General features: G+C 71.6%; 20 protein-coding genes. 17 read left to right on the forward strand and 3 right to left on the reverse strand.

The annotated features are described in order from the left end of the window. The first annotated feature begins 62 nt into the window (after positions 1–62). From ACI1MP_RS22820 to ACI1MP_RS22865, 10 genes are all read left to right on the forward strand, one after another. Positions 63–1,085: a DNA-directed RNA polymerase subunit alpha gene (locus ACI1MP_RS22820; protein ID WP_030457404.1), complete on the forward strand. Its 1,023-nt coding sequence runs from the start codon at positions 63–65 to the stop codon at positions 1,083–1,085. A gap of 124 nt (positions 1,086–1,209) precedes the next feature. Beyond that, positions 1,210–1,680, forward strand: a complete 471-nt coding sequence (rplQ, locus tag ACI1MP_RS22825) for a 50S ribosomal protein L17 (RefSeq protein WP_035863499.1) — start codon at positions 1,210–1,212, stop codon at positions 1,678–1,680. 116 nt (positions 1,681–1,796) lie between these two features. Then, positions 1,797–2,702 carry a tRNA pseudouridine(38-40) synthase TruA gene (truA, locus tag ACI1MP_RS22830; RefSeq protein WP_404870820.1) on the forward strand — a complete coding sequence of 302 codons (906 nt, stop codon included), beginning with the start codon at positions 1,797–1,799 and terminating at the stop codon, positions 2,700–2,702. Positions 2,703–2,830: 128 nt separating this feature from the next. Next, complete coding sequence (locus ACI1MP_RS22835; RefSeq protein WP_404869366.1) at positions 2,831–4,489, forward strand: ABC-F family ATP-binding cassette domain-containing protein; 1,659 nt, start codon at positions 2,831–2,833, stop codon at positions 4,487–4,489. A 235-nt stretch (positions 4,490–4,724) separates the two neighbouring features. Continuing rightward, positions 4,725–5,168 (forward strand): 50S ribosomal protein L13, encoded by a 444-nt coding sequence (gene rplM, locus ACI1MP_RS22840; protein ID WP_035863497.1) that lies wholly within the window; start codon positions 4,725–4,727, stop codon positions 5,166–5,168. 47 nt (positions 5,169–5,215) lie between these two features. Beyond that, positions 5,216–5,722 carry a 30S ribosomal protein S9 gene (gene rpsI, locus ACI1MP_RS22845; protein ID WP_043914527.1) on the forward strand — a complete coding sequence of 169 codons (507 nt, stop codon included), beginning with the start codon at positions 5,216–5,218 and terminating at the stop codon, positions 5,720–5,722. Positions 5,723–5,859: 137 nt separating this feature from the next. Beyond that, a complete protein-coding gene (glmM, locus tag ACI1MP_RS22850) occupies positions 5,860–7,224 on the forward strand; it encodes a phosphoglucosamine mutase (protein WP_189271475.1) in 1,365 nt (454 codons plus the stop codon). A gap of 191 nt (positions 7,225–7,415) precedes the next feature. Then, complete coding sequence (locus tag ACI1MP_RS22855) at positions 7,416–8,510, forward strand: hypothetical protein (RefSeq protein ID WP_363471817.1); 1,095 nt, start codon at positions 7,416–7,418, stop codon at positions 8,508–8,510. Continuing rightward, on the forward strand, positions 8,500–9,711 hold the full coding sequence (locus ACI1MP_RS22860) for a glycosyl hydrolase (protein ID WP_404869367.1): 1,212 nt from the start codon (positions 8,500–8,502) through the stop codon (positions 9,709–9,711). Before ACI1MP_RS22855 ends, ACI1MP_RS22860 begins: the two co-directional genes overlap by 11 nt. 96 nt (positions 9,712–9,807) lie before the next feature. Further along, a complete protein-coding gene (locus ACI1MP_RS22865; RefSeq protein WP_404869368.1) occupies positions 9,808–11,403 on the forward strand; it encodes an ArnT family glycosyltransferase in 1,596 nt (531 codons plus the stop codon). A gap of 39 nt (positions 11,404–11,442) precedes the next feature. Here ACI1MP_RS22865 and ACI1MP_RS22870 read toward each other — a convergent pair whose 3' ends face one another. From ACI1MP_RS22870 to coaA, 3 genes are all read right to left on the reverse strand, one after another. Further along, positions 11,443–12,639, reverse strand: a complete 1,197-nt coding sequence (locus ACI1MP_RS22870; RefSeq protein WP_380334525.1) for a glycoside hydrolase family 26 protein — start codon at positions 12,637–12,639, stop codon at positions 11,443–11,445. Further along, positions 12,632–13,951, reverse strand: coding sequence for a glycosyltransferase family 2 protein (locus ACI1MP_RS22875; protein ID WP_043914522.1), 1,320 nt, complete (start codon positions 13,949–13,951; stop codon positions 12,632–12,634). Before ACI1MP_RS22875 ends, ACI1MP_RS22870 begins: the two co-directional genes overlap by 8 nt. A gap of 232 nt (positions 13,952–14,183) precedes the next feature. Next, complete coding sequence (gene coaA / locus ACI1MP_RS22880; RefSeq protein WP_083462715.1) at positions 14,184–15,164, reverse strand: type I pantothenate kinase; 981 nt, start codon at positions 15,162–15,164, stop codon at positions 14,184–14,186. A gap of 110 nt (positions 15,165–15,274) precedes the next feature. On the opposite strand from coaA, the gene glmS reads away from it, so the two are divergent. The 7 genes from glmS to ACI1MP_RS22915 all read left to right on the forward strand — a co-directional run bounded on the left by glmS (position 15,275) and on the right by ACI1MP_RS22915 (position 23,021). After that, positions 15,275–17,131, forward strand: a complete 1,857-nt coding sequence (glmS, locus tag ACI1MP_RS22885) for a glutamine--fructose-6-phosphate transaminase (isomerizing) (RefSeq protein WP_380334529.1) — start codon at positions 15,275–15,277, stop codon at positions 17,129–17,131. Between the two features lie 38 nt (positions 17,132–17,169). Next, entirely contained in the window at positions 17,170–17,556 is a 387-nt protein-coding gene (locus ACI1MP_RS22890; protein ID WP_100587188.1) for a holo-ACP synthase, read from the forward strand. A 111-nt stretch (positions 17,557–17,667) separates the two neighbouring features. After that, the gene (locus tag ACI1MP_RS22895; RefSeq protein WP_404869369.1) at positions 17,668–19,107 is read left to right on the forward strand and encodes an NAD(P)H-hydrate dehydratase; all 1,440 of its coding nucleotides are present in this window, start codon (positions 17,668–17,670) and stop codon (positions 19,105–19,107) included. A 619-nt stretch (positions 19,108–19,726) separates the two neighbouring features. Continuing rightward, positions 19,727–20,908: an alanine racemase gene (gene alr / locus ACI1MP_RS22900; protein ID WP_380334536.1), complete on the forward strand. Its 1,182-nt coding sequence runs from the start codon at positions 19,727–19,729 to the stop codon at positions 20,906–20,908. A gap of 108 nt (positions 20,909–21,016) precedes the next feature. Beyond that, entirely contained in the window at positions 21,017–22,159 is a 1,143-nt protein-coding gene (locus ACI1MP_RS22905) for an alpha/beta fold hydrolase (protein ID WP_404869370.1), read from the forward strand. Positions 22,160–22,220: 61 nt separating this feature from the next. Then, positions 22,221–22,730 carry a tRNA (adenosine(37)-N6)-threonylcarbamoyltransferase complex ATPase subunit type 1 TsaE gene (gene tsaE / locus ACI1MP_RS22910; RefSeq protein WP_043914511.1) on the forward strand — a complete coding sequence of 170 codons (510 nt, stop codon included), beginning with the start codon at positions 22,221–22,223 and terminating at the stop codon, positions 22,728–22,730. Between the two features lie 102 nt (positions 22,731–22,832). After that, on the forward strand, positions 22,833–23,021 hold the full coding sequence (locus ACI1MP_RS22915) for a hypothetical protein (protein ID WP_380334543.1): 189 nt from the start codon (positions 22,833–22,835) through the stop codon (positions 23,019–23,021). Positions 23,022–23,026 lie beyond the last annotated feature (5 nt).

A 23,026-nucleotide genomic window follows, 5' to 3' on the forward strand; every position in this document is an offset into this window, starting at 1 on the left:
GTACGCTTGAGTTCTATCGGCATCAAATAGTGGGTGCCGAAGACAACTGGAGGATCCAGAACATGCTGATCGCTCAGCGTCCTTCGCTGACCGAAGAGGTTGTCGACGAGTTCCGCTCGCGGTTCGTCATCGAGCCGCTGGAGCCGGGCTTCGGCTACACCCTCGGCAACTCGCTCCGTCGCACGCTCCTCTCCTCGATCCCGGGTGCCGCTGTCACCAGCATCCGCATCGACGGTGTCCTGCACGAGTTCACCACCGTGCCGGGCGTCAAGGAGGACGTCACCGACCTCATCCTGAACATCAAGCAGCTGGTCGTCTCCTCGGAGCACGACGAGCCGGTCGTGATGTACCTGCGCAAGCAGGGCCCGGGTGTGGTCACCGCCGCCGACATCGCGCCCCCGGCCGGTGTCGAGGTGCACAACCCCGAGCTGGTCCTCGCCACGCTGAACGGCAAGGGCAAGCTGGAGATGGAGCTGACCGTCGAGCGCGGTCGCGGCTACGTCTCCGCCGTGCAGAACAAGGCTTCCGGCCAGGAGATCGGCCGCATCCCGGTCGACTCGATCTACAGCCCCGTGCTGAAGGTCACCTACAAGGTCGAGGCCACCCGTGTCGAGCAGCGCACCGACTTCGACAAGCTGATCGTCGACGTCGAGACCAAGCCCGCCATGCGTCCGCGCGACGCGATGGCGTCGGCCGGCAAGACCCTGGTCGAGCTGTTCGGCCTGGCCCGCGAGCTGAACGTCGACGCCGAAGGCATCGACATGGGCCCGTCCCCGACGGACGCCGCCCTGGCCGCGGACCTGGCGCTGCCGATCGAGGAGCTGGAGCTCACGGTCCGCTCCTACAACTGCCTCAAGCGCGAGGGCATCCACACCGTGGGTGAGCTCGTCGCCCGCTCGGAGGCCGACCTGCTCGACATCCGCAACTTCGGTGCGAAGTCGATCGACGAGGTCAAGGCGAAGCTGGCCGGCATGGGCCTGGCCCTCAAGGACAGCCCGCCCGGGTTCGACCCGACCGCTGCCGCCGACGCCTTCGGCGCCGACGACCTGGACGACCAGGGCTACGCGGAGACCGAGCAGTACTGATTTTTGGCACCGGGGGCGGTTCCTCGCGAACCGCCCCCGGCACCATGAAAGTCGTGCGGACACGGTGTCCGTACGCCCGCTGCGGTACCTGGTACGGCCGTAGTCGGAGATTCGAGGAGTAACCATGCCCCGTCCCACCAAGGGTGCCCGCCTCGGCGGCGGTCCGTCCCACGAGCCGCTGCTGCTGGCCGGCCTGGCCCGCGAGCTGTTCCAGTACGGCCGCATCACCACCACCGAGGCCAAGGCTCGTCGCCTGCGCCCGCTGGCGGAGAAGCTGATCACCAAGGCGAAGAAGGGCGACATCCACAACCGTCGCCTGGTGCGCAAGACCATCACCGACGTGTCGGTGCTGCACACCCTCTTCACCGAGATCGCCCCGCGGTTCGAGAACCGCCCCGGCGGTTACACCCGCATCACCAAGATCGGCAGCCGTCGTGGCGACAACGCCCCGATGGCCGTGATCGAGCTGGTCGAGGGCGAGATCGCCACCAAGGCGACCGTCGCCGAGGCCGAGGCCGCTGCCAAGCGCGCCGTCAAGGAGGCCGAGCAGGCCGCCGAGGCCAAGGCCGACGAGGCCGAGACCACCGAGGCCTGAACCTCATAGGTCCGTGACCGGGCCCGCTCTCCCGTGCCGGGGGAGCGGGCCCGTTCGCATCTCAGCTGCGAGACAGGGGAGTTGGAGTGGTGAACGACTGCGCGGAGCAGCCGCCGGTGAAGGACGGCCCGGCCGACGGGCACACCCGGATCAGGCTCGATCTGGCGTACCACGGCGCGGAGTTCTCCGGCTGGGCCCGGCAGCGCGGGCGGCGCACCGTGCAGGGCGAGCTGGAGGACGCGCTGCGGATCGTGCTGCGGAGCGAGGACAACTTCCCGCTGACCGTGGCCGGCCGCACCGACGCCGGGGTGCACGCGCGCGGGCAGGTGGCGCACGTCGACCTGCCGGACGAGCTGTGGGCGCAGCACGGCGAGAAACTGCTGCGCCGACTGGCCGGGCGGCTGCCGGCGGACGTCCGGGTGTACCGGCTGTCCGAGGCGCCGCACGGGTTCGACGCCCGGTTCGCGGCGATCTGGCGGCGCTACGCGTACCGGGTCGCCGACCACCAGGGCGGCGTCGACCCGATGCTGCGCGGGCACGTGCTGTGGCACGACCGGCCGCTCGACCTGGAGAAGATGAACGCGGCCGCCGCGCTGCTGGTGGGCGAGCACGACTTCGCCGCGTACTGCAAGAAGCGCGAGGGCGCCACCACCATCCGCACCCTGCTGGAGGTGCACTGGGACCGGACCCCGATCGACCCGTACGCGGCCCAGGAGGGCTCGCTGGCGGTCGCGACGGTCCGGGCGGACGCGTTCTGCCACAACATGGTGCGCTCGCTGGTCGGCGCGATGCTGCTGGTCGGCGACGGACACCGGCCGGTGGAGTTCCCGGGCGAGGTGTTGGCGGGCGGCGTACGGAACTCGGCGGTCAACGTGATCCGGCCGCACGGGCTGACGCTGGAGGAGGTCGGCTACCCGGAGGACGCGCTGCTGGCGGAGCGGAACCGGGTCTCGCGGCGGCTTCGTACGTTGGGGGAGCCCGCCGAGGGCGCGGCCGGCTCCGCGCCGGGCGGATCCGGCTGAGAGCGCCGTCAGTTCCCCGCGCCCCTGGTGGGGCGCGGGGGTGCGGTCTGCCGGCAGGTGCTCGGGTGCTCGGGTGGGGCGGGTAATCCGTTTTGTCGTGCGGTTGCCGCTTGGCACAATTCGGTGGCATGGGACATGTCGAGATCTCGCACCTGGAGTACTACCTGCCGGACGGGCGGGTGCTGTTCGACGACGCGTCCTTCCGCGTCGGCGAGGGCGCGGCCGTCGCGCTGGTCGGCGCGAACGGGGCCGGGAAGACCACGCTGCTGCGCATGATCGCGGGGGACGTGCAGCCGCACGGCGGTTCGGTGACGGTGAGCGGCGGGCTGGGCGTGATGCGCCAGTTCGTCGGCACCACCGGCCGGGAGGACGCGAAGGACACCCCGGGCGCGCTGGCCGCCGACGCCTCGGTGCGGGACCTGCTGGTCTCCGTCGCGCCGAAGCGGATCGCGGACGCGGCCCGCAAGGTGGACGCCGCCGAGCTGGCGATGATCGCGCAGGACGACGAGAAGTCGCAGATGGCGTACGCGCAGGCGCTCTCCGACTGGGCGGACGCCGGCGGCTACGAGTACGAGGCCGACTGGGACATCTGCACGATGGCCGCCCTGGGCATGCCGTTCGACCGCGCCCAGTGGCGGGGCCTGAACACGCTGTCCGGCGGCGAGCAGAAGCGGCTGGTGCTGGAGGCGCTGCTGCGCGGCCCGGACGAGGTGCTGCTGCTGGACGAGCCGGACAACTACCTGGACGTGCCGGGCAAGCGCTGGCTGGAGGAGGCCATCCGGGCCACCAACAAGACGGTGCTGTACATCTCGCACGACCGGGAGCTGCTCTCCCGTACCGCCGAGAAGATCATCGCGGTGGAGTCCGGCGCGGCCGGTTCCAGCGTGTGGGTGCACGGCGGCGGGTTCGACAACTTCCACGAGGCGCGCAAGGCCCGGTTCGAGCGGTTCGAGGAGCTGCGCCGCCGGTGGGACGAGGAGCACGCCAAGCTGAAGAAGCTGGTGGTGACGCTGCGGCAGGCGGCGGCGGTCAGCCACGAGATGGCGTCCCGGTACGCGGCCGCGCAGACCAGGCTGAAGAAGTTCGAGGACGCGGGCCCGCCGGAGGCGCCGCCGCGCGAGCAGTCCATCACCATGCGGCTGAAGGGCGGCCGCACCGGTGTGCGGGCGTTCACCATGCAGGGCCTGGAGCTGACCGGGCTGATGCAGCCGTTCGACCTGGAGGTCTACTACGGCGAGCGGGTCGGGGTGCTGGGCTCGAACGGCTCCGGCAAGTCGCACTTCCTGCGGCTGCTGGCGGGCGACGAGTCGGTGAACCACGGCGGCAGCTGGAAGCTCGGCGCCCGGGTGGTGCCGGGGCACTTCCGGCAGACCCACGCCCATCCGGAGCTGCTGGGCCGCACGGTGCGGGCGATCGTCGAGGAGGAGCACGCGCTGTCCCGGGGCGCGGCGATGTCGGCGCTGCGCCGCTACGAGCTGGACCGGCAGGAGGAGCAGAAGTTCGAGTCGCTGTCCGGCGGGCAGCAGGCCCGGCTGATGATCCTGAAGCTGGAGCTGTCGGGTGTGACGGCGCTGCTGCTGGACGAGCCGACCGACAACCTGGACCTGGAGAGCGCGGAGGCGCTGCAGCAGGGCCTGGAGGCGTTCGACGGCACGGTGCTGTGCGTCACCCACGACCGCTGGTTCGCGCGGACCTTCGACCGCTTCCTGGTGTTCGGCTCGGACGGCCGGGTGTACGAGTCTTCGGAGCCGGTCTGGGACGAGGCCCGGGTGGTCCGGGACCGCTGATCCCGCGGCGCCGCCGCCGGGCCGGTTTGGATTCAGCGCCTCCGGCCCGGTATCGTTGGCTGCTGTTGTGCGTATTGGCTCGCTCTATCTCACGTGAGAGGTCGGTACGCCGGAGACACCACAGGCCGAACTCCAGCGGCCAACGCCCGAATTGCGTCCGGGACGGTCGGCTGGAGGCCCCAGGCCCTGTGTGCTCCTGTCAGGACCCACTCACTGAAAAGCGAAGGCTACGACCGTGCGTACGTACAGCCCCAAGCCCGGCGACGTCCAGCGTCAGTGGCACGTCATCGACGCGACCGACGTCGTGCTCGGCCGCCTGGCCTCCCAGGCCGCCAACCTCCTGCGGGGCAAGCACAAGGCGATCTACGCGCCGCACGTTGACACTGGTGACTTCGTCATCATCATCAACGCCGACAAGGTGCACCTCTCGGGCAACAAGAAGACCCAGAAGCTCGCCTACCGTCACAGCGGCTTCCCGGGCGGTCTCCGCTCGGTCCGTTACGACGACCTGCTGGCGAACAACCCGGAGAAGGCCGTCGAGAAGGCCATCAAGGGCATGGTTCCGAAGAACAGCCTCGGCCGCCAGATGCTCTCGAAGCTGAAGGTCTACTCGGGCGACCAGCACCCGCACGCTGCGCAGCAGCCGGTGCCGTTCGAGATCTCCCAGGTCGCGCAGTAATTCCGGCCACCCACACCCCAACTGACGTAGAAGAGCTGAGGAACACCGTGGCCGAGACTGCCATCGAGAGCACCCTCGAGGTCGAATTCGACGACGAGAACGTCGACGAGTACACCTCCGAGTCCGAGTACACCACCGAGTCGCTGGCCGGCCGCTTCGGCGAGGCCGTCCCCGGCGCCGGTCTCGGCCGCCGCAAGGAGGCGATCGCCCGCGTGCGCATCGTCCCCGGCACCGGCCAGTGGAAGATCAACGGTCGCACCCTGGAGAACTACTTCCCCAACAAGGTGCACCAGCAGACCGTGAACGAGCCCTTCAAGCTCCTGGAGCTGGACGGCCGTTACGACATCGTCGCCCGCATCTCGGGTGGCGGCGTCTCCGGTCAGGCCTACGCGCTGCGCCTCGGCGTCGCCCGTGCGCTGAACGAGGCGGACGTGGACAACAACCGCGGCCCGCTCAAGAAGGCCGGCTTCCTGACCCGTGACGCCCGCGCCGTCGAGCGCAAGAAGGCCGGTCTGAAGAAGGCCCGCAAGGCGCCGCAGTACAGCAAGCGCTAATCGCACCCTGCATGCGATCCTCGCCCCGGAGCACACTTCGTGCTCCGGGGCGTTGTGCCTCCCGGACTCGTGCGGGGTCCGCGGGGGCTGGTACCAACCGAGCCGACAGGCGCTGACAGGACGGGACGAACGCGAACATGGCACGACTCTTCGGTACGGACGGGGTACGCGGGGTGGCCAATGTCGGCCTGACCGCGGAGCTGGCGCTCGGCCTGTCAGTGGCCGCCGCCCATGTGCTCGGGGACGCGAACGCGTTCGAGGGGCACCGGCCGGTCGCCGTGGTCGGCCGTGACCCCCGCGCGTCCGGAGAGTTCCTGGAGGCCGCGGTGATCGCCGGCCTGGCCAGTGCCGGCGTGGACGTGCTGCGGGTCGGCGTGCTGCCGACCCCGGCGGTGGCGTACCTGACCGGCGCGCTCGGCGCGGACTTCGGCGTGATGCTGTCCGCCAGCCACAACGCGATGCCCGACAACGGCATCAAGTTCCTCGCCCGCGGCGGCCACAAGCTGGACGACGCGATCGAGGACGCGATCGAGGCGCACTACCGCCGCTACGGCGTCGGCGACGAGACCTGGGAGCGGCCGACCGGCGCCGCGGTGGGCCGGGTCCGCCAGTACAACGAGGGCTTCGACCGGTACGTGGCGCACCTGGTCGCGGTGCTGCCGAACCGGCTGGACGGCGTGAAGGTCGTCATCGACGGTGCGCACGGCGCGGCCGCCCGGGTCGCCCCGGAGGCGTTCGCCCGGGCCGGCGCCGAGGTGGTGTACACCCTGGGCACCGAGCCGACCGGCCTGAACATCAACGACGGCGTCGGCTCCACCCACCTGGACAAGCTGCGCGCCGCGATGCTGGAGCACAAGGCCGACCTGGGCATCGCCCTGGACGGCGACGCGGACCGCTGCCTGGCCGCCGACGCCGAGGGCAACGAGGTGGACGGCGACCAGATCCTCGCGATCCTCGCGGTCGCCATGAAGGAAGCGGGCACGCTGCGCCGCAACACCGCGGTGGCCACCGTGATGTCCAACCTGGGCTTCAAGCTGGCGATGGAGCGCGAGGGCGTCGAGCTGGTGCAGACCGCGGTCGGCGACCGGTACGTGCTGGAGGAGATGAAGCAGCACGGCTTCGCGCTCGGCGGCGAGCAGTCCGGTCACGTGATCCTGCTCGACCACGCCACCACCGGCGACGGCACCCTGACCGGTCTGATGCTCGGCGCCCGGCTGGCCGCCACCAAGCAGCCGCTGGCCGACCTCGCCACCGTGATGACCCGGCTGCCGCAGGTGCTGATCAACGTCAAGGGCGTGGACAAGGACCGGGTCGAGTCCTGTGTCGAACTGCAGGCGGCGGTCTCGGCGGCGGAAGCCGAGCTCGGCACCACCGGGCGGGTGCTGCTGCGCAAGTCGGGCACCGAGCCGCTGGTCCGGGTGATGGTCGAGGCGGTCGGCCACGACCAGGCGCTGGAGGTCTGCGAGCGTCTCGCCGAGTCGGTTCGCCTGCACCTGGGCTGACGGCGCATCGGTGCGGCGGGCCCGGCGGGGGAGCCGGGCGCCGCGTCGCCCCGGAGCGGCTGACGGAAGGTCAGCAGTGGTGCGCAGGTGACGGATCGGCAACTCTTCGGCCAGCCCGAGGGCGGGCTGTGGACGTGTCGAGCTCTACCGATAGCATGCTGAACTGTGATCGAAGCGTGGAGGGGGCGTTGATGTCAGAGGATCAGCCGCAGCAGCAGCCGCAGCAGCAGCCGCCGGCATCAGGGCAGGGGGTCCCGCCGCAGCAGTCCGGCATGCCGGGCTCGCCGCAGCCTGCCTACGGCTACCCGCCGCAGCAGGGCGGGCCGCAGCCGGCGTACGGGTACCCGCCGCAGCAGGGGTTCCCGCCGGCCCAGCCCGGATTCGGGCCGCCGCAGGGCCCCGGCTTCTCGCAGGGCGCGGGCTCGCCGCAGTCGTACGGGCAGGGGGGTTACCCGCCGCCCGGGCAGCAGCCGTACCAGGGCCGGTACGCCGCGCCGACGTTCCAGGGCGACGCGGAAGCGCCGGACTGGTCGGCGATGGCGACCCAGCACGAGGACGAGCGGCGCCGTCGCAAGCGGACGATCGCGCTGCTCAGCACCCTGGGCGCGCTGGTGCTGGTCGGCGGCATCGTCACCGCGGCGGTGCTGGTCGGCAACGACGACAAGCCGAAGAAGCCGATCGCGGGCCAGTCCACGGACCCGGGCCCCGGTCCGAGCAACGGCGCCTCGGGTTCCCCGGCGGGGAAGCCGAAGACGGCGGAGGAGGCACTCAGCCGGGTGTCCACCGACAAGGCCCCGCTGTCGGCGGAGGGCCTGTTCCCGAACGCGACGCTGACCGTCGACGGTCAGACGCTGAACCGGGTGGCGACCGAGCACGGCGACACGTGCTCCGCGGAGACCAACAACGGTCTCGGCTCGGTGCTGTCCACCGAGAACTGCCAGGACATGTACCTGGCGACCTACCTGTCCGACAAGTCGGCGATCACCGTCGGCATCGCGGTGTTCGACACCAAGCCGCAGGCGGACCGGGTGAAGTCGAAGGTGGCCGGCAACGTCAAGGCGCTGCGCACGAACTCGACGCCGCGGTTCTGCCCGAAGCTGGCGGAGTGCGCGACCTCCAACGACTCGTTCGGCCGCTACGCGGTGTTCACGCTCGGCGGCAATGTCGACCTGAGCCCGGTGACGGACTCCACGCCGGCCGTGAAGTCGGCGGCCGCGGGCGTCCTCAAGAAGGCCGTGGACGATCTGAAGGCCCGTGGTCAGGCTGCTCTTTCGAATGCCGGCTGAGCGAACGAAGGACTGGCTGGGCACACTGAGCGGTCGAATACGCGAGTACGCGCCGCCGCTGTTCGAACGACCCGTGGGGTTCGTCGCCCGGGTGGTCGAGCGGTTGGCGGCGCTGCTCGGTCCGGTGCTGGCGCGGGTCTGGCGGCTGCTGCCGCCGACCCTGCGGGTCGGGCTGGTGATCGGCCTGGTTCTGGGCTGCTTCGCGGTGGAACTGGACGGCGCCTCCGGCTCGAACCCGGGCCGGGGGGCGGTCGGCGCGCCCTCCGCCGGTTCGGGCGCACTGGCGCTGCCGCCCGAGGACCCCGGCACCGAGGCGCGCAAGGACCGGCTGGTCAACCCGCCCGGGCTGCTGTTCGGCATCGCCACGCCGGAGGCGCCGAGCGAGGCGCGCACCAAGCAGGCGGTGGACGACGCGGGGGACCACCCGACCGTCCAGGAGTACTTCCTGAAGTGGAATCAGGACTTCAACCAGGATTCGTTCGAGGCCTCGTACAAGCTGGGCGCGATGCCGCTGCTCACCTGGGAGCCGTGGGCCGGCGGTGACAAGTCCGTGGACCAGCCCGACTACCGGCTGTCGAGGATCGCCTCGGGCGCGCACGACGACTACGTGAAGAAGTTCGCACGGGACGTCAAGAAGGCCAGGGGACCGGTGGTCCTGCGGTTCGCGCACGAGATGAACGAGACCTGGTACCCGTGGTCCGAGGAGCGCAACGGCAACCGGAAGGGCGACTACGTCGCGGCCTGGCGGCACGTGCACGACGTGTTCGACGCACAGGGTGTGGACAACGTGATCTGGCAGTGGTGCCCGGACACGCAGAGCCCCGGCCGGCCGCCGCTGTCCCGGTTCTACCCGGGCGACGACTACGTCGACTGGATGGGCATGGAGGCGTACAGCACCGACAGCGCGGAGACCGTGGGGCCGCTGCTGAACGACACCTACGACGAGTTGACGGCCCTTTCGGACAAGCCGATCTTCATCGGCGAGACCGGTGTGCGGCCGACCAACGCGAAGGCGCTGTGGATCCAGGACTTCTTCTCCTGGCTGATCGACCATCCGCGGGTGGTCGGGTTCGTCTGGTTCCAGTTCTCGGACAGCGAGGGCGGGCGGTACGACTGGCGGTTCACCACCTCCCAGGGGGCCCGCGACTCGTTCCGCAGGGGCCTCGCCTCACAGGTACTGGTGTCCTGGCCGCTGCGCTGACGAGGTGTCTTGTGTGGGATGCGAACGGCCCGAAATAATGGCGGCCTCGTGCGGCCGGCTCGGCCGCTCTTCACTGAATCCGCACTGGAGCCGACCGTGTCCTGGGCTGTCTCTCCCCATGCTGAGGAGGCTCCGCAGACCGCCGCGGAGCCCGGGACCGGGTCCGGTTCCTCCCGCCGGTCCCGCCGCGAGGAGGCGGACGGGCGCCGGCTGCTGGGACTGCGGCTGCCGGTCTGGTTCCTGCTGCTGTCGCTGGCCGTCCAGGTCGGCTTCGCCCTGCGGCTGATCTGGACCCGCACCGCCTTCAGTGACGAGGCGCTGTACCTGTTCGCCGGCCACGACCTGGTGGCGAACTGGGTGCACGGCGTCCAACTGCCCGCCTACGCGAGCTACTTCTCGGGCGCCCCGCAGCTGTACCCGCCGATCGGCGCGGCCGCCGACACCATCGGCGGCATCACCGCGGCCCGACTGCTCGGCCTGGCCTGCATGATGGGCGCCACCGTGCTGGCCTACCTGGCGGCCTCCCGGCTGTACGGGCGGACGGCGGGCGCGCTGGCGGCGCTGACGTTCGTGGTGCTGACGCCCACCCAGTTCCTGTCCGCGTTCTCCACCTACGACCCGATGGCCGTGCTGCTGACCGCGCTGGCCGGCTACCTGGCGATCCGGGCCGAGGGCCGCTGGGGCTGGCTGGCCGCCACCGGCGCGGTGGTGGCGCTGGCCGACGGCGTCAAGTACGCGGCGGCGCTGTGGAGTCCGGTGGTGGTGGCGCTGGCGGTGCTGTGCGCGATGCCGAAGCTGCGGTTCGGCGCGGCGCTGCTGCGCGGCGTGTTCGTGACGGCGGTGGCGGGCGCGCTGATGGGCCTGGGCGTCCTGGTGGGCGGCCGCCAGCTGCGCGGCGGCATCGAGTCGACCACGCTGAGCCGGCACACCGGACAGGACACGGTGGCGTTCATCATGGGCGAGTCCTGGGACTGGGTCGGCCCGGTGCTGCTGCTCGCGGTGGCCGGCCTGGTGCTGCTGTGCGTGCGCGGCGCGTCCTGGGCGAGCCGGGGGACCGGCGCGGTCCTGCTGCTCGCGGTGGTGCTGGCCCCGGCGAACCAGGCGCGGATCAACCTGACGGTCTCGCTGCACAAGCACGTCACCTTCGGCGCCTGGTTCGCCTGCCTGCTGGCGGGCTTCTTCCTGGCCTGGCTGCTGGAGACGGGCCGCGGCCGGCGGATCTGGCAGCCGCTGGTGATCTCGGCCGCCCTGGCCGGCACCCTGGCGGTGGGCGTGCCGGAGACCGACCGGCTGTACCTGAACGGCTGGGCGGACGCCACCGAGATGGTGGCCGCGATCCGTCCGCACGTCGACGAGCAGGGCCTGTACCTGGCGGAGAACTCGCCGGTGCCGCGCTACTACCTGCGTCACGAGACCGACGGCACGCAGTGGGTCAGCACCTGGAACTACTCGTACAAGGACCCGAAGGACAAGAAGAACTACAGCGGCGCGGCCGCCTACGAGAAGGCGATCGCCGCGAACAAGTTCAACCTGGTGGTGCTGGACAACAAGACCACCAAGGACCTGGACGTGAAGATCACCGCCGCGCTGCAGGCCAACAAGAACTACCAGCAGGTCGCGGACCTGCCGAGCAACATCAAGGGCCTGCACTACACGATCTGGCTGTACAAACCGGCCGCGAAGAGCGGCTGACGGGGGTCGGCCGGCCCGGGCGGGCCGGCCGACGGGGCCTCAGCCCCCGAGCCCGTCCGCGAGCTTGACGGAGGCGATGCCGTCGGCGAACGCGCGCTGGGACTCGGGGGTCTCGTCGAACCGCCAGTCGGCGTTGGCGCCCTGGTCGCGGTTGCGCTCGAACCAGATGAAGCCGAGCACGTCCGTCTGCTGGTTGAGCCAGCTGAAGAAGTCGGTGGTCCACTTCGCCTTGAGCGCCACGCTGGGCTCGCGACCGGTCTCGGTGATCAGCACCGGCTTCTTGGTGATCCTGCGGACGGCGTCGAGGGTCGGCCCGAAGGTCGTGGTGGCGCTCTCCTCGAGCTTGGTGCCGTAGCCGGTCAGGCCGACCCAGTCGACGTAGTCGTCACCGGGGTACAGCGCGGCCAGGTCGGTGTTCGGCACCGGACGGAGGATGTTGGCGCTCCACACCCAGATCACGTTGTCCGCCCCGGCCTGCTGGAACAGGTCGTGGACGTGCTTCCAGGCCTGGACGTACTCGCCCTTCTGGTTGCCGTTCTTGCTCTCCGACCAGGGGTACCAGGTGCCGTTCATCTCGTGCGCGAACCGGATCGCCAGCGGCCACTTCTGGGCGGCGACGGCCTGGGCGAAGCGCCGGATGTAGTCGTCGTGGGCGCCCGAGATGATGGTCGACAGGGCGAACCGGGGCTGCTCGGTGTGGCCGTTGTCCTCGCCGTCCCACGGCTCCCAGGACATCACCGGCAGGGTGCCGTGCTCGTACGCGCGGGAGACCGCCTTCGGGTCGAAGTCGGCGGTCCAGCGCACGAAGTACTCGGTCATGGTGGGCCGGACGCCGGCCTTGCCGGCGACCGAGTCGACCTCGGCGGAGGACCACGGGGCCTCCGGGGTCGCCACGCCGAAGTACTTGCCGTTCGGCGTGTTGAAGACCGACTTGGCGGGCACCGGCGGCGGGCCGGGATTGATCAGCTGGCCGATGCCGGGCACACCGGCGGGCCGGCCGAGGCCCGCGTACCGGGGGCCCTGGTCGTCGAGCCGCAGCGCGGACATGACGCCCCAGCAGAGGGCGGCCAGCAGCACCACGTTGACGGTCATCCAGACCCGCAGGCGGATGCCGCTGCCGCGGGACCACCAGTGCATCTTCTTGCGCCGCCGCGCCGTGGCCTTCCGTTCGGCCTCGGGGGCGTCGGCCTGTTTGGGAATCGACGCGGACCGCGTCTCGGACGCCGTCTCAGACACTCATCATCACCGATCCGACCAGCAGGGCACTGCCCAGCAGATAAGGAATGACCACCTTGACGCTGCGGGCCTTCTCACCCGCGAAGCTGTCCTCGCGGGTGCCCCAGGAGGCGTTGTGGCCCATCCGGAAGAAGCCCAGCAGCCGAACCGGCAGCAGGATGAACGTATTGATCACCATGAACACCGGCAGGTACACCAAGTCCTGTGCCCGGTAGGCGAAGTGACGGCCGAACCGGACCGCCAACGACAGTACCGACATCACGGCGGCCAGCACCAGGATGGTGGTGATGGCCTTCCAGTGGACGGCCGGTAGCGGCAGTTCCATGTAGAGGCTCGGGCCGGTGTGCCGCCACAGCGCCTTGGCCCAGGAGGCGAAGGAGCCGAGCAGGACGAACGGCACGACGATGTCGACCACGTAGAACAGTGCCAGCATCTTGGTCCGGCGCAGCATCCAGGGCAGCATCCGCAGCGTGTTGTACTGCGAGCCGCGGGCCCAGCGGTACTGCTGCTTGGTGAGCTTGCGCAGGTGCAGCGGGGCGTCGGTGTACACCAGCGAGGTGGACTGGTAGACGGTCCGGTAGCCCTGCTTGAGCGTGTAGTTGGTCAGCGTGCGGTCGTCGCTGACCTCCAGGAAGACGCCGAGGAACTTCTCCGACAGGAAGTCGTCCATGCAGTCCAGCAGGATCTTCCGGCGGAACGCGATGGTCCGGCCGGGCAGGCAGCCGACGGTGCCGAGCACGCTCATCGCGGGCAGCGAGTACTGGCAGCGGACGCTCTCCAGCCAGTCCGCCCAGCGGGTGAGCACCGAACGGCCCGGGTCCAGGATCCGCTGACGGGTGGTCACCCCGCCGACCTTCTCGTCCCGGAACGGCTTGACCAGCTCCGACAGGGTGGTGGGGGTCCAGATGGTGTCGGAGTCGACCAGCACGGCGATGTCACCGGTGCAGGCCTCCAGGCCGACCTTCAGGGCGTTGCGCTTGCCCGGGATCTCGGTCCACTGCCAGTACACGCCGAGCTGGTCGCAGACCTGCTCCAGCGCCTCGTTGCGCCGGCCGTTGATCACCACGACCATTTCGGTCGGCTGCTGGTCGATGATCCGGTCGAGCACCGAGTAGAAGAGGTCGACCGGTTCGTCCACCACCGGGATGATCACCGAGGTGGTGACCTGGTAGGGACGCTTCCACGGGCGGTAGCGACGGGCCAGGCCGAGCCTGACGAACCAGAGCATCCAGATGCCGAACATGAAGACGGCAAACGGGTAGATGGTGCCGACAGTCCACCACTGGCGGAGCTGGAGCAAAAAAGCGAGCATGGCCCCCGGACCGTCTCGATCGACTGTTCATACTGGACTAAGCCGTCCTGATGATAGACGTCCGAGTAACACGTGAATCCCCGCGAAATCGGGCATACGGGGCAACGCCATCGTTGGTGTCCCGCCAATTGGGACCAAGCCGTGATGCCTTCCGGCCCCAGGTAACGGCGTGTGACTCGATCGTGTGCACTCCGTTCCGAAAATGTGGAACCTTCGGACGAGTGACGCCAGGTCAGAGCTTGCGAAGCAGTGCTCGGCGCACCTTGTGGTCCGCCCCCTTCTGCAGGATCAAGGTGGCCCGGCCCCGGGTGGGCAGGACGTTCTCCAGCAGGTTCGGCCGGTTGATGGTCCGCCAGACCTGCCGGCCGTAGTCCATCGCCTCCTCCTCCGGCACTTCGGTGAAGCGCCGGAAGTAGGAGTTGGGGTCCTGGAAGGCGGTCTCGCGCAGCTTGCGGAACCGGTCCAGGTACCAGGCCTCGATGTCGTCGGTGCGGGCGTCGACGTAGATCGAGAAGTCGAAGTAGTCGGCGACCGCCATCCTGGTCCGCCCGTCGGTGCCGGGCAGCGCCGGCTGCAGCACGTTCAGGCCCTCCACGATCAGGATGTCCGGGCGCTCCACCACCAGCCGCTCGTCCGGCACGATGTCGTAGACCAGGTGCGAGTAGACGGGCGCGGTGACCCGCTCCTTGCCGGCCTTCACGTCCGCGACGAAACGCATCAGCGCCCGCCGGTCGTACGACTCCGGGAAGCCCTTGCGGGCCATCAGGCCGCGCCGGCGCAGTTCCGCGTTGGGCAGCAGGAAGCCGTCGGTGGTGACCAGCTCTACCCGCGGGTGCTCGGGCCAGCGGGCGAGCAGCGCCTTCAGCAGACGGGCCGTGGTGGACTTGCCGACCGCCACCGACCCGGCGACGCCGATGATGAAGGGGGTGCGCACCCGCTCGGTGTCGGGGGTGTCCAGGAACGTGCCCAGCGCGCCGCGCAGCTCGTGCGTGGCGTGGATGTACAGGTTCAGCAGGCGCGACAGCGGCAGGTAGACGTCGCGGACCTCGTCCAGGTCCAGTGCGGTGCCGAGGCCGCGCAGGCGCTCGACCTCGTCGGCGGTGAGCGGTAGCGGCGTGCGCTCGCGCAGTGCGCTCCACTCGGCGCGGTCCAGATCCACGTACGGGGAGGGGGTGGGTGCGGCGGGCGCGCCCCTCGTACAGAGTTCGGTCAGCACAGGTCCATTGTGGGCCGTGTCCGGGCCGCCGGGTGTTGTGGTGTCGGTCACCCGGTGTGGTCATCCGACCGAACAGGGCTCGAACACCGACACCTATGCTGGCGCATATGTGCGGAATTGTTGGATATACGGGCCCGCAAGAGGCCCTCGACGTAGTGATCGCAGGTCTGCGGCGGCTGGAGTACCGGGGCTACGACTCGGCCGGCGTCGCGGTGCAGACCGTGGGAGCCGACGGGCAGCGGCTCCTGGCGACCGACAAGCGGGCCGGAAAGCTCGTCAACCTGGAGAAGTCGCTGGCCGAAACCCCTCTGCCGGCCGGCACCACGGGCATCGGCCACACCCGCTGGGCCACCCACGGCGCGCCCAACGACGCCAACGCCCACCCCCACCTGGACGACCACCGCAAGGTCGCCGTCGTCCACAACGGCATCATCGAGAACTTCGCCGTCCTGCGCGCCGAACTCGCCGACCGCGGCCACACGCTGCGCTCCGAGACCGACACCGAGGTGGTCGCCCACCTGCTGTCCGAGGCCTACGACGGCGACCTCGCCGAAGCCATGCGCACCGTCTGCCGGCAGCTGGACGGCGCGTTCACCCTGGTCGCCGTGCACGCCGACGCCCCCGACGTGGTGGTCGGCGCCCGCCGCAACTCGCCGCTGGTGGTCGGCGTCGGCGACGGCGAGAACTTCCTCGCCTCCGACGTCGCCGCGTTCATCGCGCACACCCGCGAGGCCATCGAGCTCGGCCAGGACCAGGTCGTCGAACTGCGCCCCGAGGGCGTGACGGTGACCGACTTCGACGGCGCGCCCGCCGAGGTCCGCGAGTACCACGTCGACTGGGACGCCTCCGCCGCCGAGAAGGGCGGCTACGACTACTTCATGCTCAAGGAGATCGCCGAGCAGCCCAAGGCCGTCGCCGACACCCTGCTCGGCCGGATCGGCACCGACGGCCGGCTCACCCTCGACGAGCTGCGCATCCCCGACCAGGTGCTGCGCGAGGTCGACAAGGTGGTGATCGTCGCCTGCGGCACCGCGTTCCACGCCGGCATGATCGCCAAGTACGCCATCGAGCACTGGACCCGCATCCCGTGCGAGGTCGAGGTGGCCAGCGAGTTCCGCTACCGCGACCCGATCATGGACGACCGCACCCTGGTCATCGCCATCTCGCAGTCCGGCGAGACCATGGACACCCTGATGGCGCTGCGCCACGCCCGCGAGCAGGGCGCGAAGGTCCTGGCGATCTGCAACACCAACGGCTCGACCATCCCGCGCGAGTCCGACGCGGTGCTCTACACCCACGCCGGCCCCGAGGTCGCCGTCGCCTCCACCAAGGCGTTCCTGACCCAGCTGGTCGCCTGCTACCTGGTCGCCCTCTACCTGGGCCAGGTGCGCGGCACCAAGTGGGGCGACGAGATCTCCTCCGTCATCCGCGAACTCGGCGACGCCCCGCGCCAGGTCGAGCAGGTCCTCGGCACCATGGAGCCGGTCCGCGCCCTGGCCCGCTCGCTCGCCGACGCCCCCGCGGTGCTCTTCCTCGGCCGGCACGTCGGCCACCCCGTGGCCCTCGAAGGCGCGCTCAAGCTCAAGGAGCTCGCCTACATGCACGCCGAGGGCTTCGCCGCCGGCGAGCTCAAGCACGGCCCGATCGCGCTGATCGAGGAAGGCCTCCCGGTGGTCGTGGTGGTGCCCTCGCCGCGCGGCCGGTCCGTCCTCCACGACAAGATCGTCTCCAACATCCAGGAGATCCGGGCCCGCGGCGCGAAGACCATCGTCATCGCCGAGGAGGGCGACGAGGCCGTCGTCCCCTACGCCGACCACCTGATCCGCATCCCGGCGACCCCGACCCTGCTCCAGCCGCTGGTGTCCACCGTCCCGCTCCAGGTGTTCGCCTGCGAGCTGGCCACCGCCAAGGGCCACGAGGTCGACCAGCCCCGCAACCTCGCCAAGTCCGTCACCGTCGAGTAGCCCGCGTATCGTCCATGCCTGCGCGCCACTGCGCAGGCATGGACGGAGGAACACGCGTGATCATCGGGGTCGGCATCGACGTGGCGGACATCCAACGGTTCGGAGAATCCCTGGAACGCACCCCCGGACTCGCCGAACGCCTCTTCACCCCCGGCGAATTGACCCTCCCCTCCGGAAAGCGCCGGGGCACCGCCTCGCTCGCCGCCCGGTTCGCCGCCAAGGAAGCCATCGCCAAGGCCCTCGGCGCGCCCCCCGGCCTCCGCTGGGAGGACGCCGAAGTCCGCGTCGAGGACTCCGGCCGCCCCGTCCTCCACGTCACCGGCACCGTCGAAGCCCGCGCCGCCGCCCTCGGAGTGACGGCCTGGCACGTGTCGCTCAGTCACGACGCGGGCGTCGCCTCGGCGGTGGTGATCGCCGAAGGCTAGGAGGGGGAACCCGGGGGCGCGCGGGGCTGCGCGAGGCGGAAGACGCCGCTGCGGGGGATCGCGCTGCGGACAATGACTCGTACGTGCTCGCGCCCTCCGGAGGAGACCCGTATGCGCTACGCCCACCACGTCGACCAGGTCCGCACCGCCGAAGCCGCCCTCATGGCCGCCCTCCCCGAGGGCACCCTGATGCAGCGCGCCGCAGCCGGTCTCGCCGCGACCTGCGCCGGACTGCTGCCCCGGGTCTACGGCAGTCGCGTCCTCGTGCTGGCCGGCTCCGGCGACAACGGCGGCGACGCGCTGTACGCCGCCGCGCGGCTCGCCCGTCGCGGGGCCCGCGCCGAAGCCCTGCTGCTGGACCCCGCCAAGGCGCACGCCGAAGGTCTCGCCGCGCTGCGCGCCGCCGGCGGCCGGGTCACCGACGACCCCGGCGCGTTCGGCCGTGCCGACCTGGTGCTGGACGGCATCGTCGGCATCGGCGGTCGCGGCCCGCTGCGCCCCGCCGCCGCCCCCTTCGCCACCATGGCGCGTCGCGGTCCGGTGGTCGCCGTCGACGTGCCGTCCGGGGTCGACCCCGACACCGGCGAGGTGACCGGCCCCGCGCTGCGCGCCGACGTCACCGTCTGCTTCGGCACCCACAAGCCCGGCCTGCTGGTCGACCCCGGCGCGGGCTACGCGGGCGTGGTCCACCTGGTGGAGATCGGACTCGACCTGCCGCCCGCCCCCGTCGAGGCCCTCCAGGGCGCCGACGTGGCCGCGCTGCTGCCCGTCCCCGGCACCGAGAGCGACAAGTACCGGCGCGGCGTGGTCGGCGTCGCCGCCGGCTCCACCCGCTACCCGGGCGCGGCGCTGCTCGCCGTCGCCGGGGCGCTGCGCGGCGGCGCGGGCGCGGTGCGCTACACCGGGCACGCCGCGGAGGAGGTGGTCCGCCGCCACCCGGAGACGCTGATCAGCGACGCGGGCCCCGCCCGGGCCGGACGGGTCCAGGCCTGGGTGGTCGGCCCGGGCGGCGGCGACGGCGCCGAACACGCGCTGCGCGAGGCCCTCGACACCGAGGTGCCGGTGCTCGCCGACGCCGACGCACTCACCGAACTGGCCCGACTCGGCCCCGACCTGCTGGCCGGCCGCCCCGCCCCCACCCTGCTCACCCCGCACGCCGGGGAGGCCGCCCGCCTGCTGGCCGGCGTCGGCGAGCACACCGACGCCGAGACCGTCGCCGCCCGCCGACTGTGGGCCGCCCGGCTGATCGCCGCCCGCTACGGCGCGACCGTCCTGCTCAAGGGCTCCACCACCGTCGTCGCCGACCCCGAAGGCACCGTCCGGGTGAACGCCACCGGCACCGGCTGGCTCGGCACCGCCGGCAGCGGCGACGTCCTGTCCGGCCTGGCCGGCTCCCTGCTCGCCACCGGCCTCACCCCACGCGACGCCGCCTCCGCCGCCTCCCACCTGCACGGCCTGGCCGGCCGCCACGCCGCCGGCACGGGCGCCCCGATCACCGCCCTGGACATCGCCGACGCCCTGCGTACCGTCTGGCAGTCGCTGACGGGGTGACGGCCGGTTGGGAGTGGGAAGGCGTTCGGCACGGGTTCTGTCGTGCTCGCCGACAGCTGGCGCGTGGTCGGGGCGAGTGTGGTGCTCGGACCGCTGTGCCGGCGTCCGCTGATGCCTTGCGGCCCGTCCAGCTGTCGCTGGTGGGGTGGCGGTCTGGTTCGCAGGGGCGTTTCGGTACGGGTTCTGTCGTGCTTGCAGACGGCTGGCGCGTGGTCAGGGCGAGTGCCCGGATCATCCTGCTGACGCCCTGCGCTGCCGCTTCTGCCACCGCGTACGCGCGGCTTGGCACCGGAGCAGGTGTCGCCATGTCCTGCGCCGGGTCGGAGCGGTCGTCTGTCAGGCGCCGCCTCGCTCCGTGCGTCGCCGCTGTCCGCGCGGTTCGGTGCGGGATCCTCGATCGCTGCTCCCGGCCCTGCGTCCGGCCCGGCCGACACGCCGTTGGCACTCGTCGCTCTCGGCCTTGCCCACGGCCCGGTGACGCGCCGTTCGGAACCGGAGTGGGCCGTGTCGCGTGGAGACAGCGGAAGGGATTGGGCGTACGGGTGGACGGGTGACAGGACTCCCGGTCGGCCGCGCCCCTGATGGGGGGACCGGCGGGGGTCTGGGAGACTGATACGCGATGACGACTGCGAACACCACCGGGACACCCGCACTGACCGAGGGGGTGCGCGCCGAGGCGACGATCGATCTGGCCGCCCTGCGCGACAACCTGGCCGCCCTGCGCGCCCGTACCAATGGCCCCGAGCTGATGGCCGTGGTCAAGGCGGACGCCTATGGCCACGGTGCGCTCCAGTGCGCCCGGGAGGCTATCGCCGCCGGCGCCGGCTGGCTCGGGACGGCCACCCCGCAGGAGGCGCTCGCGCTGCGCGCCGCCGGGATCGGCCCCGACCGGGCGCGGATCCTGTGCTGGCTGTGGACGCCCGGCGGTCCGTGGGAGCAGGCGCTGCGCGAGTCCGTCGACATCTCGATCAGCGGCCAGTGGGCGCTGGACGAGCTTCTCGCCGCCGTCCGCGCCACCGGCATCCCGGCCCGGATCCACCTGAAGGCCGACACCGGCCTCGGCCGCAACGGCTGCCAGCCGCACGACTGGCCCGACCTGGTCGACCGCGCCGCCGAGGCGCAGGCCGACGGCATGCTGCGGGTGGTCGGCGTGTGGTCGCACTTCGCCGCCGCCGACGAGCCCGGGCACCCCTCCATCCAGGCCCAGCTGGACTCGTTCGCCCAGGCCCTGGCGTTCGCCGAGCGGTCCGGCCTCGACCCCGAGGTGCGGCACCTGGCGAACTCCCCGGCCACCCTGCTGCTCCCGCAGTCCCACTACGACCTGGTCCGCCCGGGCCTCGCCATGTACGGCCTGTCGCCGGTGCCCGAACTCGGCACGCCCGCCGATTACGGCCTGCGGCCGGTCATGTCGCTGGCCGCCCGGCTCGCCCTGGTCAAGCACGCCCCCGGCGGTCACGGCGTCTCCTACGGCCACCACTACGTGACGCCCGGGCCCACCACGCTGGGCCTGATCCCGCTCGGCTACGCGGACGGCATCCCCCGGCACGCGAGCAACACCGGGCCGGTGCAGATCGGCTCCGGGCGCTACCGGGTGGCGGGCCGGGTCGCGATGGACCAGTTCGTGGTCGACCTCGGCGGGGACGCGCACGAGGTCGGCGAGGAAGCCCTGCTGTTCGGCGCGGGCGATCGGGGCGAGCCCACGGCCGAGGACTGGGCGCGGGCCTGCGGGACGATCGCGTACGAGATCATCACCCGGATCGGGGGGCGAGTGCCCCGGCGGTACGTGGGAGGGGTGCAGTAGTGGCCGTCATCGCTGCGGCGCGCGCGTGTTCGACCGACTGTCGGTGCCGCGAGCATTCCGATGGGCGCCTTCCGCTTTGCGCCGTCGCCGGTGCCCCTGGTTCCACCCATGGCTGAGTCGTCCGGGGTCTCCAGGGCCGGGCTGATCGGGATATCGCTCGGGGTGCTGGCCGCCGGGGCCGCCGCCGGGGTCGCCGTGGAGCGGATGACGGTGGGGCGGGCGATGCGCAGGCGGGCCCGGGAGGAGTTGGACGCGGCGGCGCCGTTCGGGTCGTTGCGCGGGGCGCCGCGGCGGGTGCGGGCGGACGACGGCACCGAGTTGTACGTGGAGGTGGACGCCGCCGAGGGGCCCGGGCCGACGGTGGTGTTCTGTCACGGGTACTGCCTGAACCAGGACAGTTGGCACTTCCAGCGGGCGGCGCTGCGGGGCGTGCTGCGCACGGTGTTCTGGGACCAGCGCAGCCACGGCCGGTCCGAGCGCTCCCGCTCCTACCTGAGCGGTGAGCCCGCCTCGATCGATCAGCTCGGCGGTGATCTGCGGGCGGTGCTGGACGCGGTGGTGCCGGAGGGCCCGATCGTGCTGGTCGGGCATTCGATGGGCGGGATGACGGTGATGGCGCTGGCCGCGCAGCATCCCGAGCTGTTCGGTCCGCAGGGCCGGGTGGTCGGGGTGGCGTTGATCGGGACGCTGGCCGGCGGCTGGGACTCGGTGACGCTGGGGCTGCCCGCTGCGGGGGCGAAGGTGGTGAAGCGGATCGCGCCCGGCGTGGTGCGGCTGCTGGGTCGGCAGGTCGAGCTGGTGGAGGCGACCCGGCGCTGGGGTTCGGACGTGACGGCGGTGTTCTACCGGCGGTTCTCGTTCGGCGGGAAGGACGTCGACCCGGCGGTGGTGCGGTTCGCCGAGCAGCTGCTGGACGCGACCCCGATCGATGTGGTCGCCGAGTTCTACCCGGCGTTCTCGGTGCACGACAAGCAGGCCGCGCTGGCCGGGCTGGACGGCGTCCCCGCGCTGGTGATGGCCGGCGCCAAGGACCTGATCACCCCGCCCGAGTACGCCGAGGCGATCGCGGCGGCGCTGCCCGGGTCCCGGCTGGTGCTGGTGGAGGACGCCGGGCACCTGGTGATGCTGGAGCGTCCCGAGCTGGTGGACCGGGAGCTGGCGGCCCTGTTGGAGCGGGCCGCCGAGCGGGCGGGCACCGGCCCGCTGCCGGCCGTCCCGGCCGAGCCGGACGGGGAGCAGCCGGAGGGCTGAGCGGGCGTCCGTGCGCGGTGTGGCACCGTAGGGGTGGCCGCAACGAACGAAGAAGGACGCCATGGGTTCGCAGACCACTCTGACCGTCGCCACCGCGGAGCGGATGACCGGCCTCGGCCGGCGGCTCGCCGCCCTGCTGCGCCCCGGCGACCTGGTGCTGCTGTCGGGGGAGCTGGGCGCGGGCAAGACCACGCTGACCCGCGGCCTGGGAGAGGGCATGGGGGTGCGCGGCGCGGTGACCTCGCCGACCTTCGTGATCGCCCGGGTGCATCCGTCGCTGACCGGCGGCCCGGCGCTGGTGCACGTGGATGCGTACCGGCTGGGCGGCGGTCTGGACGAGATGGAGGACCTCGACCTGGACGTGTCGCTGCCGGAGTCGGTGATCGTCGTGGAGTGGGGCGAGGGCAAGGTCGAGCAGCTCTCCGAGGACCGGTTGGAGGTCCGGATTGAGCGGACGCTCGGCGGTGCGGAGGCCGACGTGGTGGACGAGGCGGACGGGCGGCGGGTCACCGTGACGGGCCTGGGCGGTCGCTGGGACGACGTGGACCTCACCGTATTGGGTGACAACTGAGCCGGGTTTCCGACAGCGTGTCGGGAAACTGTTGCGGCCCGGCCGGTGGGCGTGATGGGATGGCGACAGCAGGTTAGGTGTGCCTAACTAGGGAGGCGCCCCATGGCGAGCACCACCCCCCGGACCAACGCCCGTCCCGAACCGGCCGACGCCCCCGTCGAGGCGGCGCGCGCCGATGCCGAGCAGCCGCGCACCGAGGCGCCGGAGAACCCGGTGCCGATGCGGGCGCTGCTGGCGTCCTGCCGGGCCGCGAAGGCGGTCTCCACCCCGCCGGAGCGCCACGCCGCGTAGCGCCC

Source organism: Kitasatospora griseola (assembly GCF_044999035.1).
GTDB classification, from domain to species: domain Bacteria; phylum Actinomycetota; class Actinomycetes; order Streptomycetales; family Streptomycetaceae; genus Kitasatospora; species Kitasatospora griseola.

Excerpts from the sequence above, each read along its gene's own strand:
- ACI1MP_RS22820 (WP_030457404.1), top strand. The coding sequence starts at position 63 with ATGCTGATCGCTCAGCGTCCTTCGCTGACCGAAGAGGTTGTCGACGAG.
- rplQ (WP_035863499.1), top strand. The coding sequence starts at position 1,210 with ATGCCCCGTCCCACCAAGGGTGCCCGCCTCGGCGGCGGTCCGTCCCAC.
- ACI1MP_RS22835 (WP_404869366.1), top strand. The coding sequence starts at position 2,831 with ATGGGACATGTCGAGATCTCGCACCTGGAGTACTACCTGCCGGACGGG.
- glmM (WP_189271475.1), top strand. The coding sequence starts at position 5,860 with ATGGCACGACTCTTCGGTACGGACGGGGTACGCGGGGTGGCCAATGTC.
- ACI1MP_RS22855 (WP_363471817.1), top strand. The coding sequence starts at position 7,416 with ATGTCAGAGGATCAGCCGCAGCAGCAGCCGCAGCAGCAGCCGCCGGCA.
- ACI1MP_RS22860 (WP_404869367.1), top strand. The coding sequence starts at position 8,500 with ATGCCGGCTGAGCGAACGAAGGACTGGCTGGGCACACTGAGCGGTCGA.
- ACI1MP_RS22875 (WP_043914522.1), bottom strand. The coding sequence starts at position 13,951 with ATGCTCGCTTTTTTGCTCCAGCTCCGCCAGTGGTGGACTGTCGGCACC.
- glmS (WP_380334529.1), top strand. The coding sequence starts at position 15,275 with ATGTGCGGAATTGTTGGATATACGGGCCCGCAAGAGGCCCTCGACGTA.
- ACI1MP_RS22890 (WP_100587188.1), top strand. The coding sequence starts at position 17,170 with ATGGACGGAGGAACACGCGTGATCATCGGGGTCGGCATCGACGTGGCG.
- ACI1MP_RS22895 (WP_404869369.1), top strand. The coding sequence starts at position 17,668 with ATGCGCTACGCCCACCACGTCGACCAGGTCCGCACCGCCGAAGCCGCC.
- alr (WP_380334536.1), top strand. The coding sequence starts at position 19,727 with ATGACGACTGCGAACACCACCGGGACACCCGCACTGACCGAGGGGGTG.
- ACI1MP_RS22905 (WP_404869370.1), top strand. The coding sequence starts at position 21,017 with ATGGCTGAGTCGTCCGGGGTCTCCAGGGCCGGGCTGATCGGGATATCG.
- tsaE (WP_043914511.1), top strand. The coding sequence starts at position 22,221 with ATGGGTTCGCAGACCACTCTGACCGTCGCCACCGCGGAGCGGATGACC.
- ACI1MP_RS22915 (WP_380334543.1), top strand. The coding sequence starts at position 22,833 with ATGGCGAGCACCACCCCCCGGACCAACGCCCGTCCCGAACCGGCCGAC.